Annotated in this window: 9 protein-coding genes; all 9 read left to right on the top strand. The window is 66.8% G+C overall.

What is annotated here, in order from left to right:
* Positions 1 to 266 precede the first annotated feature (266 nt).
* A complete protein-coding gene (rplK, locus tag GVN67_RS23935; protein ID WP_159999837.1) occupies positions 267 to 701 on the top strand; it encodes a 50S ribosomal protein L11 in 435 nt (144 codons plus the stop codon).
* A gap of 3 nt (positions 702 to 704) precedes the next feature.
* Positions 705 to 1,400: a 50S ribosomal protein L1 gene (gene rplA, locus GVN67_RS23930; protein WP_159999836.1), complete on the top strand. Its 696-nt coding sequence runs from the start codon at positions 705 to 707 to the stop codon at positions 1,398 to 1,400.
* Between the two features lie 323 nt (positions 1,401 to 1,723).
* Positions 1,724 to 2,242 carry a 50S ribosomal protein L10 gene (gene rplJ, locus GVN67_RS23925; RefSeq protein WP_159999835.1) on the top strand — a complete coding sequence of 173 codons (519 nt, stop codon included), beginning with the start codon at positions 1,724 to 1,726 and terminating at the stop codon, positions 2,240 to 2,242.
* 96 nt (positions 2,243 to 2,338) lie between these two features.
* Positions 2,339 to 2,716, top strand: coding sequence for a 50S ribosomal protein L7/L12 (gene rplL, locus GVN67_RS23920; protein ID WP_159999834.1), 378 nt, complete (start codon positions 2,339 to 2,341; stop codon positions 2,714 to 2,716).
* Between the two features lie 202 nt (positions 2,717 to 2,918).
* Positions 2,919 to 7,097, top strand: a complete 4,179-nt coding sequence (gene rpoB, locus GVN67_RS23915) for a DNA-directed RNA polymerase subunit beta (RefSeq protein WP_159999833.1) — start codon at positions 2,919 to 2,921, stop codon at positions 7,095 to 7,097.
* 91 nt (positions 7,098 to 7,188) lie between these two features.
* Positions 7,189 to 11,457, top strand: a complete 4,269-nt coding sequence (gene rpoC / locus GVN67_RS23910; RefSeq protein ID WP_159999832.1) for a DNA-directed RNA polymerase subunit beta' — start codon at positions 7,189 to 7,191, stop codon at positions 11,455 to 11,457.
* Positions 11,458 to 11,885: 428 nt separating this feature from the next.
* Positions 11,886 to 12,257, top strand: coding sequence for a 30S ribosomal protein S12 (gene rpsL / locus GVN67_RS23905; protein ID WP_076955627.1), 372 nt, complete (start codon positions 11,886 to 11,888; stop codon positions 12,255 to 12,257).
* A gap of 13 nt (positions 12,258 to 12,270) precedes the next feature.
* Positions 12,271 to 12,747: a 30S ribosomal protein S7 gene (gene rpsG / locus GVN67_RS23900; RefSeq protein WP_007004400.1), complete on the top strand. Its 477-nt coding sequence runs from the start codon at positions 12,271 to 12,273 to the stop codon at positions 12,745 to 12,747.
* A gap of 25 nt (positions 12,748 to 12,772) precedes the next feature.
* A partial coding sequence (locus GVN67_RS23895; RefSeq protein WP_235035448.1) for a GTP-binding protein occupies positions 12,773 to 12,971 on the top strand: 199 nt, incomplete at its 3' end.

Here is a 12,971-nt window from a genome sequence, read left to right as displayed (position 1 = left end):
GGGCGAGGGCGGCGGGCATGGGAAATAGATAGAGACCTAATTATCAGCGGAGAATAAATCCATGCTGCGCCGCAGCCATGCGTCAATTGCGCGACAGCAGCGTCTGGACTCTGCCGAAGGGAAGGGATATACGCCCGCCTCCCGCCGTGACCCGAGTTGCGCGTGCTGTTGCGCGCGCGGAAGGTTGCGGCGTTCTCTTCAGGGACGCGGGAGGCCCGGCCAGGGCCGACAGCACCGCGCGCCTCTGAAAGCGCAGAGGAACGACTATGGCGAAGAAGATCGTCGGCTACATCAAGCTGCAGATCCCGGCTGGCAAGGCGAACCCCTCGCCGCCGGTCGGCCCCGCGCTGGGTCAGCGCGGCCTGAACATCATGCAGTTCGTGAAGGAATTCAACGCGGCGACGCAGCAGATGGAGCCCGGCACCCCGACGCCGGTCGTCATCACCGCGTTCTCGGACCGGACCTTCTCCTTCATCACGAAGACGCCCCCGAACACCTACTTCCTGCTGAAGGCGGCCAAGCTCGAGCAGGGCAGCCAGACGCCGGGCAAGGGTGGCGTGATCGGTCGTCTGACCAAGACGCAGCTGCGCGAGATCGCGGCGATCAAGATGAAGGACATGAACGCCAACGACGTGGAGGCCGCCGTGCGCATGCTGGCCGGCTCCGCCCGTTCGATGGGCATGTCCGTGGTGGAGGGCTGATCCATGGCCAAGCAGGGCAAGCGTCTGAAGGCCGTCTATGCCGGCCTCGACATCGACAAGCAGTATGCGCTGGCTGAGGCCATCGCGACGGTGAAGTCGGTCTCCAAGGCGAAGTTCGACGAGACGGTCGAGATCTCGATGAACCTCGGCATCGACCCGCGCCATGCCGACCAGATGGTCCGCAGCGTGGTGTCGCTGCCGCATGGCACCGGCAAGACCGTGCGCGTGGGCGTCTTCGCCCGCGGCGCCAAGGCCGAGGAAGCCACCGCCGCCGGCGCCGACGTGGTCGGCGCGGACGACCTGGCCGCGCTGGTGCAGGAAGGCAAGATCGAGTTCGATCGCTGCATCGCGACCCCGGACATGATGGGCCTGGTCGGCCGCCTGGGTAAGATCCTGGGCCCGCGCGGCCTGATGCCGAACCCGAAGCTCGGTTCCGTCACCATGGACGTCAAGGGCGCGGTCACCGCGGCCAAGGCCGGCCAGGTGGAGTTCCGCGCCGAGAAGGCCGGCATCGTGCATGCCGGCATCGGCAAGGTGTCCTTCGGCACCGAGCAGCTGGTCGAGAATGCGCGCGCCTTCGTGGATGCCATCCAGCGCGCCAAGCCGACCGGCGCCAAGGGCACCTACGTGAAGAAGGTGGCCGTGTCCTCCTCGATGGGCCCCGGCCTGAAGGTGGACGTCACCACGCTGCAGGCCTGAGGCCTGGCGTGACGAGATACGCGCCCTGATCGGAAGGTCGGGGCGCGGGCAGGGGGCCGGTCATCCGGCGGGTCCCCGCAACCTGTCCGAGAGCGCATGTGGCCCCAAGGGGCCTTAAGGGGGCGTCAGCCCCGCAGGCGTGAGATGGGAAAGCCGAGAGATCCGGGTCGCGGCCGCTTCGGCGGCGCGGCGTGATGGACTTGGTCTTCCGCAGACTCAGACAGTCTTAGTCGGGGTGTTGCCGGGCTCGCGCCCGGGGATGCCCCCGTGTGAACCGGTCGGGGCCCTTCCAAAAGGCATCGACCACCGTTTGGAGACGGGAGTTGGATCGTACGGAGAAGCGTGCGTTCGTTGCCTCCCTCGCAACGGTGTTCGCCGAGACGAACTTCGTGCTGGTCGCCCAGAACAAGGGCATGACCGTGGCCGAGGTCTCGAATCTGCGGCGCCAGATGCGGGCGGCGGGCGCGACGTATAAGGTCGCGAAGAACCGGCTGGCCGCCCTCGCCCTCGACGGCACGCGCTTCCAGGGCATCTCGCCGCTGCTGAAGGGTCCGACCGCGCTCGCGTGGTCGACGGATCCGGTGGCTGTGGCGAAGACGGCCATGGATTTCGCCAAGGGTAACGACAAGTTCGTGATCCTGGGCGCGGCGCTCGGAACCCAGATGCTGAACGCCGAAGGCGTCAAGGCTCTGGCCGCGCTGCCGTCGCTCGAAACCCTGCGCGGGCAGCTGGTGGGTCTGATTCAGACCCCGGCCACCCGGATCGCCGGCGTGCTTCAGGCACCGGGCGCTCAGGTTGCGCGGGTTCTGGCGGCTTATGCCAAGAAGGACGAGGCGGCCTAACAGGCTACCTTTCGCGGAAGACCTCCCGTTGGCCGGACTATGCCAACCGGGGATTGCATTCATCACGCCAAGCGATTACATCGAAGGATAGAGAAAATGGCCGATCTCGTGAAGCTGGTTGACGAGCTCTCCAGCCTGACCGTTCTGGAAGCCGCTGAGCTGTCCAAGCTGCTGGAAGAGAAGTGGGGCGTTTCCGCTGCCGCTCCGGTGGCCGCTGCCGCCCCGGCCGCTGGCGGCGCCGCCGCTGCCCCGGTTGAGGAGCAGACGGAGTTCACGGTCATCCTGGCGAGCGCCGGTGACAAGAAGATCAACGTCATCAAGGAAATCCGCACCATCACCGGTCTCGGCCTGAAGGAGGCCAAGGATCTGGTCGAAGGCGCGCCGAAGACCGTGAAGGAAGGCGCCACCAAGGACGAGGCCGAGAAGATCAAGAAGGTCCTCGAGGAGAACGGCGCGAAGGTTGAGGTCAAGTAAGACCTTCCCGGCGGGGCCGGTCCCCATGCGGGGCCGGTCTGCCGGGGCCGACTGAAGCGCGAAACGGGCAGGAACCCATCCGGGGGCCTGCCCGCGACTGCGTTGCACCGAGCGATCCCACCCGGGGTGGCGGCGCGGCGCAGCTGACAGGGTACCCGCCGGCCGGGGCGGTTGGGCCGGAGCGAAGGGAAGCAGGACGGGCATGAACGCAATCACGAAGTCGTTCACCGGGCGGAAGCGCATCCGGAAGTCTTTCGGGCGGCTGCCCGAGGTGGCGCCGATGCCGAACCTCATCGATGTGCAGCGCGCCTCCTACGAGGCCTTCCTGCAGATGGGGGTCGATCCCGATGCCCGCACGAACACCGGGCTTCAGGAAGTGTTCAAGTCGGTCTTCCCGATCGACGATTTTGCCGGCCGCGGCCGCCTGGAGTTCGTCCAGTACGAGCTCGAAGAGCCGAAATATGATGTCGAGGAGTGCATCCAGCGCGGGCTGACCTTTGCCGCCCCGCTCAAGGTGCGCCTGCGCCTGATCGTCTGGGACGTCGACGAGGACACCGGGTCCCGCTCCGTCCGCGACATCAAGGAGCAGGATGTCTACATGGGCGACATGCCGCTCATGACGGACAACGGCACCTTCATCATCAACGGCACCGAGCGCGTCATCGTCAGCCAGATGCACCGGTCCCCGGGCGTCTTCTTCGACCATGACAAGGGCAAGACGCACAGCAGCGGCAAGTATCTGTTCGCCGCCCGCGTCATCCCCTATCGCGGCTCCTGGCTCGACTTCGAGTTCGACGCCAAGGACATCTGCTACGTGCGCGTGGACCGGAAGCGCAAGCTGCCCGCCACGACGCTGCTCTATGCCCTGGAATCCGCCCGCACCGAGGCGCTGCGCGCCGAGCGTGGCGGCCCGCTGGAATCCGGCGAAGTCCGCGGCATGGACGGGGAAGAGATCCTCAACACCTTCTACAAGCAGGTGATCTTCAGCCGCGGCCAGAAGGGCTGGAGCCGTCCCTTCGAGCCCGACGCCTTCCGCGGCCTGAAGCTGATCGAGAACCTGGTCGACGCCGGCACGGGCGAGGTGGTGGCCGAGAAGGACACCAAGCTGACGCCGCGCCTGGCGCGCAAGATCGCCGAGAACGGCACCAAGGAAGTGCTGGTCGGCCGCGCCGACCTGCTGGGCCGCTATGTCGCCGTCGACCTGGTCGACCTGGCCACCGGCGAGATCTGGGCCGAGTCCGGCGACGAGCTGACCGAGCCGAAGCTGGCCGCCATCGAGCAGGCCGGCATCGACGCGCTGCCGACGCTGGCGATCGACCAGACGGTCGGCCCCTGGCTGCGCAACACGCTGGCGGTGGACAAGAACACCGGCCGCGACGAAGCGCTGATGGACATCTACCGGGTGATGCGCCCGGGCGAGCCGCCGACGCCGGAGACCGCGGAGACGCTGTTCAAGGGCCTGTTCTTCGACGGCGAGCGCTACGACCTGTCGACGGTCGGCCGCGTCAAGATGAACATGCGCCTGGGCTTCAGCCTGGAGGATGTGCCCGACACCGTCCGCACCCTGCGCAAGCAGGACGTGCTGGCGACGCTGCGCACCCTGCTGGAGCTGAAGGACGGCAAGGGCCAGATCGACGACATCGACAACCTCGGCAACCGCCGGGTGCGTTCGGTCGGCGAGCTGATGGAGAACCAGTACCGCGTCGGCCTGCTGCGCATGGAGCGCGCGATCAAGGAGCGCATGGGGTCGGTCGATATCGACACCGTCATGCCGCATGACCTGATCAACGCGAAGCCGGCCGCCGCCGCGGTGCGCGAGTTCTTCGGCTCCTCGCAGCTGTCGCAGTTCATGGACCAGACCAACCCGCTGTCGGAAGTGACGCATAAGCGCCGCCTCTCGGCGCTTGGCCCGGGCGGTCTGACCCGTGAGCGCGCCGGCTTCGAGGTGCGCGACGTCCATCCGACGCATTACGGCCGCATCTGCCCGATCGAGACGCCGGAAGGCCCGAATATCGGCCTGATCAACAGCCTCGCCACCTTCGCCAAGGTGAACAAGTACGGCTTCATCGAGACGCCCTACCGCCTGGTCAAGGACGGCAAGATCGTGGGCTCGCCGCGCTACCTCTCCGCCATGGAGGAGGAGAAGCTGGTGGTCGCCCAGGCCGATGCCGAGGTGAACGCCGAGACCGGCGAGTTCCTCTCCGACCTCGTCTCGGTGCGCCAGGGCGGCGACTTCCGGCTGGTCAAGCCGGAGGAAGTCACGGCGATCGACGTCTCGCCGAAGCAGCTGGTCTCCGTCGCCGCGGCGCTCATCCCGTTCCTCGAGAACGATGACGCCAACCGCGCGCTGATGGGCTCCAACATGATGCGGCAGGCGGTGCCGCTGGTGCGTTCCGACGCGCCGCTGGTCGGCACCGGCATGGAGGCCGCGGTCGCCCGCGACTCCGGCGCCACCATCGTCGCCCGCCGCGAAGGCGTGGTGGACAGCATCGACGGTGCCCGCATCGTCGTGCGCGCCACCAACGAGGACAGCACCACGCGCGGCGTCGACATCTATCGCCTGCGCAAGTTCCAGCGTTCCAACCAGTCGACCTGCATCAACCAGCGCCCGCTGGTGAAGGTGGGCGACCAGGTGGCGTCGGGCGACATCATCGCCGACGGTCCCTCGACCGAGCTCGGTGAGCTGGCGCTGGGCCGCAACGTGCTCGTCGCCTTCATGCCCTGGAATGGCTACAACTTCGAAGATTCCATCCTGATCAGCGAGCGCATCGCCAAGGATGACGTCTTCACCTCGATCCATATCGAGGAATTCGAGGTCATGGCCCGCGACACCAAGCTGGGCCAGGAAGAGATCACCCGCGACATTCCGAATGTCGGCGAGGAAGCGCTCCGCAACCTCGACGAAGCCGGCATCGTCTATGTGGGCGCCGAGGTGAATCCGGGCGACATCCTTGTGGGTAAGGTTACCCCCAAGGGCGAGAGCCCGATGACCCCGGAAGAGAAGCTGCTGCGCGCCATCTTCGGCGAGAAGGCTTCCGACGTCCGCGACACCTCGCTGCGCCTGCCCCCCGGCACCACCGGCACCATTGTCGACGTCCGCGTCTTCAACCGCCGCGGCGTCGACAAGGACGAGCGCGCCATGGCGATCGATCGCGCCGAGATCGAGCGGCTGGCGAAGGATCGCGACGACGAGAAGTCGATCCAGGAGCGGTCGTTCCACTCGCGGCTGCGCGAGCGCCTGCTGAACCAGAAGGCCTCGGGCGGCTTCAAGGGCGTCAAGGCCGGCACCCCGGTTACCGACGAGGTGCTGGAGCAGTTCGCCAAGGCCACCTGGCGCCAGATCGGCGTCCAGGACGACGCCATCATGGTCGAGATCGAGGCGCTGAAGCGCGAGTTCGACGCCGCCGTCGAGAAGCTGCAGAAGCGCTTCGAGTCGAAGGTCGAGAAGCTGCAGCGCGGCGACGAGCTGCCGCCTGGCGTGATGAAGATGGTCAAGGTCTTCATCGCGGTGAAGCGCAAGCTGCAGCCGGGCGACAAGATGGCCGGCCGCCACGGCAACAAGGGCGTCGTCTCCCGCGTCGTGCCCGTCGAGGACATGCCCTTCCTGCCGGACGGCACCTCGGTGGACCTGGTTCTGAACCCGCTGGGCGTGCCCTCGCGCATGAACATCGGCCAGATCCTGGAGACCCACCTGGGCTGGGCCTGCGCCAATATCGGCAAGTCGATCGGCGAGCTGGTCGAGGACTACCGCCGCGCCGGCAATGCCCGCGAGGCGCTGGTCGAGAAGCTGCGCGACGTCTACGGCGAGGAGATCTTCGCCCGCGACATCGAGGACATGACCGAGGAGCAGCTCATCGAGCTGGGCGAGAACCTGAAGAAGGGCGTGCCCATCGCGACGCCGGTCTTCGACGGTGCCCGCATCCCGGACATCGAGGCGATGCTGACCAAGGCGGGCCTGGCCACCTCCGGCCAGACCACGCTGATCGATGGCCGCTCCGGCGAGCCCTTCGAGCGCAAGGTCACCGTCGGCTACATCTACATGCTGAAGCTGCACCACCTGGTCGACGACAAGATCCACGCGCGCTCGATCGGTCCCTACTCGCTCGTCACCCAGCAGCCGCTGGGCGGCAAGGCGCAGTTCGGTGGCCAGCGCTTCGGCGAGATGGAGGTCTGGGCGCTCGAGGCCTACGGCGCCGCCTACACCCTGCAGGAAATGCTGACGGTGAAGTCGGACGACGTGTCGGGCCGCACCAAGGTCTACGAAGCCATCGTGCGCGACCAGGACAGCTTCGAGGCCGGCATTCCGGAATCCTTCAACGTTCTGATCAAGGAGCTGAAGTCCCTTGGCCTGAACGTGGACCTGGAGAACCGGCCCAGCTGATGCTGACCGCTTCGCACATGATTGTTCAACTTTGCTCAGCCGCGTCGGGGTTTCCCCGGCGCGGCGGCCGCACCTTTGAGAGGATGGCCGCATGAACGAGCTGATGAAGATCCTGGGCCAGACCGGCCAGGCCGTCACCTTCGATCAGATCAAGATCACCATCGCCAGCCCGGAGCAGATCCGGTCGTGGTCCTATGGCGAGATCAAGAAGCCCGAGACGATCAACTACCGGACCTTCAAGCCGGAGCGGGACGGGCTGTTCTGCGCGCGCATCTTCGGTCCGATCAAGGACTACGAGTGCCTGTGCGGCAAGTACAAGCGGATGAAGTTCCGCGGCATCATCTGCGAGAAGTGCGGCGTCGAGGTGACGCTGGCCAAGGTCCGGCGCGAGCGCATGGGCCATATCGAGCTGGCCAGCCCCGTCGCGCATATCTGGTTCATGAAGTCGCTGCCTTCGCGCGTCGGCCTGATGGTCGACATGTCGCTGAAGGAGCTCGAGAAGATCCTGTACTTCGAGTCCTATGTGGTGCTGGAGCCGGGTCTGACCGACCTGAAGCTTCACCAGCTGCTGACCGAGGACCAGTTCGTCTCGAAGCAGGATGAGTTCGGCGAGGACGCCTTCTCCGTCGGCATCGGCGCCGAGGCGGTCAAGCAGATGCTGGCCGGCATCGACCTCGACAAGGAAAGCACGCAGCTGCGCGCCGACCTGAAGGACACCTCCTCCGAGGCGAAGCGCAAGAAGTACGTCAAGCGGCTGAAGATGATCGAGGCTTTCGGCGAGGGCGGTGCCCGGCCGGAATGGATGATCCTCGACGTCGTGCCGGTCATCCCGCCCGAGCTGCGCCCGCTGGTGCCGCTGGATGGTGGCCGCTTCGCGACCTCGGATCTGAACGACCTGTATCGCCGCGTCATCAACCGCAACAACCGCCTGAAGCGGCTGATCGAGCTGCGCGCCCCCGATATCATCGTGCGCAACGAGAAGCGCATGCTGCAGGAATCGGTCGATGCGCTGTTCGACAACGGCCGCCGCGGCCGCGCGATCACGGGCGCCAACAAGCGCCCGCTGAAGTCGCTGTCCGACATGCTGAAGGGCAAGCAGGGCCGGTTCCGGCAGAACCTGCTCGGCAAGCGCGTCGACTATTCGGGTCGTTCGGTGATCGTCGTCGGTCCCGAGATGAAGCTGCACCAGTGCGGCCTGCCGAAGAAGATGGCGCTGGAGCTGTTCAAGCCCTTCATCTACTCGAAGCTCGAGAAGTACGGCCACGCCACCACCATCAAGGCCGCCAAGCGGATGGTGGAGAAGGAGCGTCCCGAGGTCTGGGACATCCTCGAGGAGGTGATCCGCGAGCACCCGGTCATGCTGAACCGGGCGCCGACGCTGCACCGCCTGGGCATCCAGGCCTTCGAGCCGGTCCTCGTCGAGGGCAAGGCCATCCAGCTGCATCCGCTGGTCTGCACCGCCTTCAACGCCGACTTCGACGGCGACCAGATGGCCGTGCACGTGCCGCTGAGCCTCGAGGCGCAGCTCGAAGCCCGCGTGCTGATGATGTCGACCAACAACATCCTCAGCCCGGCCAACGGTAAGCCGATCATCGTGCCGAGCCAGGACATCGTCCTCGGCCTCTACTACCTCTCGCTGGAGACGCCCGAGTTCCGGGTGGCCCAGAAGGAGCTGGAGGAGATCCGGGCGGCGATCAGCGGCGCCAATGGCAAGACCGTCGACAAGCTGTCGGCGGCCGAGCTGAAGGCGCTCGAGCATCGCCCGCATGTCTTCGGCGACCTGGGCGAGGTCGAGCAGGCGCTCGCCGCCGGCAGCATCACGCTGCACACGGCGGTGATGGCCCGCGTGGCCGGCCCGACGGTCGAGAACGCCAAGCGGCTGGAGACGGTGCTGACCACCGCCGGCCGCATGATGATGGGCGCCCTGCTGCCGCGCGACCCGCGCACGCCCTATGGCCTGGTGAACCGCCAGCTGACCAAGAAGTCCATCTCGGACGTCATGGACGCGGTCTACCGTCATTGCGGCCAGAAGGAGTCGGTGATCTTCGCCGACCGGCTGATGGCGCTTGGCTTCCGCCAGGCGGCCAAGGCCGGCATTTCCTTCGGCAAGGACGACATGATGATCCCGGCCGAGAAGGAAGGGCTCATCGCGCGCACCAAGGGCGAGGTGAAGGAGTTCGAGCAGCAGTATCTCGACGGCCTGATCACCGCCGGCGAGCGCTACAACAAGGTCGTCGACGCCTGGTCGCGCTGCACGGACGAGGTCGCCACCGCGATGATGAAGGAGATCTCCCGCCAGGAGGTCGGCCGCGTCACCAACAGCGTGTGGATGATGTCGCATTCCGGCGCGCGTGGCTCGCCCGCGCAGATGCGCCAGCTGGCCGGCATGCGCGGCCTGATGGCCAAGCCCTCGGGCGAGATCATCGAGCAGCCGATCATCGCGAACTTCAAGGAAGGCCTGTCCGTCCTTGAATACTTCAACTCGACCCACGGCGCCCGCAAGGGCCTCGCGGACACCGCGCTGAAGACCGCGAACTCCGGCTACCTGACCCGCCGCCTGGTCGACGTGGCGCAGGACTGCATCATCGTCGAGGTCGATTGCGGCACCGAGCGCGGCATCACCGTGCGCGCCGTGATGGATGGCGGTGAGGTCGTCTCCTCGCTGTCCGAGCGGATCCTGGGCCGGACCGTGCAGCGCGACATCCATGATCCCGTCTCCGGCGAGCTGATCATGGCGCGCAACACGCTGGTCGAGGAGCCGGATGCGGAGCGGGTCGAGAAGGCCGGCGTCGAGGAATGCTACATCCGCTCGGTGCTGACCTGCGACGCGCGCTCCGGCGTCTGCGGCCATTGCTACGGCCGTGACCTGGCCCGCGGCACGACCGTGAACATCGGCGAGGCCGTCGGCGTCATCGCGGCGCAGTCGATCGGCGAGCCGGGCACGCAGCTGACGATGCGCACCTTCCACATCGGCGGCGCCGCCCAGCGTGGCGCCGAGCAGTCGGCGGTGGAAGCCACCGGCGACGGCACCGTCATCGTGGTCAACCGCAACGTCGTGGCGAACAGCCAGGGCGCCGCCATCGTCATGGCGCGTAACTGCGAGATCGTGCTGTCGGACAGCAACGGCCGCGAGCGCGCCCGCTACCGCGTGCCCTACGGCGCCCGGCTGCTGGTGGGCAAGGACGGCCAGGCCGTCACCCGCGCCCAGAAGCTGGCCGAATGGGATCCGTTCACCCTGCCGATCATCACCGAGAAGGGCGGCATCATCGAATATGCCGACCTGATCGAGGGTGTGACCCTGGTCGAGCGGCAGGACGATGTGACCGGCCTCTCCTCCCGCGTGGTGGTCGACTACAAGCAGGCAGCCAAGGGCGCCGATCTGCGCCCGCGCATCATCCTGAAGGATGAGAAGGGCAATATCGTCCGCCTGGCGAATGGCGCCGAGGCCCGCTACTTCCTGTCGCCCGACTCGATCCTGTCGGTCGACAATGGCGCCTCGGTCCAGGCCGGTGACGTGGTGGCCCGCCTGCCGCGTGAATCCTCGAAGACCCGCGACATCACCGGCGGTCTGCCGCGCGTCGCCGAGCTCTTCGAGGCGCGCCGTCCGAAGGACCACGCGATCATCTCCGAGATCGACGGTCGCGTGGAGTTCGGCAAGGACTACAAGGCCAAGCGCCGCATCCTGGTGGTGCCGGAGCAGATCGGCGACGAGCCGCCTGTGCCGCGCGAATACCTGGTGCCGAAGGGCAAGCACGTCTCGGTGCAGGAAGGCGACTACGTCAAGGCCGGCGATCCGCTGGTCGACGGCCCGCGCGTCCCGCACGACATTCTCCGGGTGCTCGGCGTCGAGGCGCTGGCGAACTACCTGGTGAACGAGATCCAGGACGTCTATCGACTGCAGGGCGTGAAGATCAACGATAAGCATATCGAGGTGATCGTCCGTCAGATGCTGCAGAAGGTGGAGATCCTGGATCCGGGCGACACCACCTTCCTGGTCGGCGAGACGGTCGAGCGCATCGAGTTCGAGGTCGAGAACGAGAAGCTGCTCGCCCGCAAGGAGCGCGTCGCGCGCGCCGAGCCGGTGCTGCAGGGCATCACCAAGGCCTCGCTGCAGACGACGTCCTTCATCTCGGCCGCCTCCTTCCAGGAGACGACGCGGGTGCTGACCGAGGCGGCGGTGGCCGGCAAGGTCGACTACCTGGCGGGCCTGAAGGAGAACGTCATCGTCGGCCGCCTGATCCCGGCGGGCACGGGCTCGGTGATGAACCGTCTGCGGGCGCTTGCCGCCCAGCGCGACGGCCAGCGCCTGCCGGCCGGCCAGGGCGCGCTGCCCAAGCCGGGCGCGCAAGCGGCCGAGTAAGGAAATCGGCGGGGGCGGCATGCTGCCCCCGCCAAAAATCTCGCAGCAGGCGCCGCCTCGGTTATAAGGCAGGCCGCTTGCGGCGCCCCCGACTCGGGGGCAGGAGGCGGCCGGGGAAGAGCCCGGCCTTTTTGCATGGGAGACGCACCCGTTTCGGGGGCGAATTCGATGGTCTTGAGGGGCGGCGTGCTTGACTCATGGTGAGTCGGCGCGTAATTTCCGCGCCCTCGACGGGGTTCTGTTCGCCATATGAACAGGATCTGCGGAGTTCTAGACGACAGGTTCTGAGCATCCGGTGCCGCCATCCTGAATGGCTGAGACCGGGGGCAGGGCAGTACCCGATGGGGTGGCGCGACGCGCCGTCCGGTCGGGTCTTCCTGCTTGGCGAGGGGCCTGGGCGTTGGAAAGTTAGGGCACGAAGGGGCGTCATGCCGACGATCAACCAGCTCATCGCCAACGGGCGTGAGCCCAAGCCGAGCCGCAACAAGGTTCCGGCCTTGCAGGGCTGCCCGCAGAAGCGCGGCGTCTGCACGCGCGTCTACACCACCACCCCGAAGAAGCCGAACTCGGCGCTGCGTAAGGTGGCCAAGGTTCGCCTGGTGAACGGCCAAGAGGTCGTGAGCTATATCCCGGGCGAGGGGCACAACCTGCAGGAGCACTCGGTGGTTCTGATCCGTGGCGGTCGCGTCAAGGATCTTCCCGGCGTGCGCTACCATATCCTGCGCGGCGTGCTGGATACGCAGGGCATCGCCAAGCGGCGCAAGCGGCGCTCGCTGTACGGCGCGAAGCGGCCGAAGTAAGGGATAGAGAGCGATGTCGCGTCGCCACAGCGCCGAGAAGCGCGAAGTTCTGCCGGACCCGAAGTTCGGCGATCTCGTCCTCAGCCGTTTCATGAACGTGCTGATGTATGACGGCAAGAAGAGCACGGCCGAGCGTATTGTCTACGCCGCCATGGACACCCTGAAGCGCCGCGGCGGTCCGAACAGCGACCCCCTGCGCCTGTTCCATGAAGCGATGGACAACGTGAAGCCGGCTGTCGAGGTGCGCTCGCGCCGCGTCGGCGGTGCCACCTACCAGGTGCCCGTCGAGGTCCGCCCGGAGCGCCGCCAGGCTCTCGCCATCCGCTGGCTCATCGAGTCCGCCCGCAAGCGCGGCGAGCACACGATGGAAGAGCGCCTTTCCTCCGAGCTGATGGACGCGGCGAACAACCGCGGATCGGCCGTGAAGAAGCGCGAAGACACGCACCGGATGGCCGAAGCCAACAAGGCCTTCAGCCACTACCGCTGGTAACGACACCCGATCGGGGACGAAGACGATGGCGAAAGCTAAGTTTGAGCGGAACAAGCCGCACTGCAACATTGGTACGATCGGGCATGTCGACCACGGTAAGACGTCGCTGACCGCGGCGATCACCAAGATCCTGGCGAAGGCCGGCGGTGCGACCTTCACCGCCTATGATCAGATCGACAAGGCTCCCGAGGAGCGCGCGCGCGGCATCACGATCTCGACGGCCC

It is taken from the genome of Roseomonas sp. 18066, assembly GCF_902706185.1.
GTDB lineage: Bacteria > Pseudomonadota > Alphaproteobacteria > Acetobacterales > Acetobacteraceae > Pseudoroseomonas.
The sequence above is the reverse complement of the archived record's forward strand: the minus strand, read 5'-3'. Positions and strand labels throughout refer to the sequence as shown.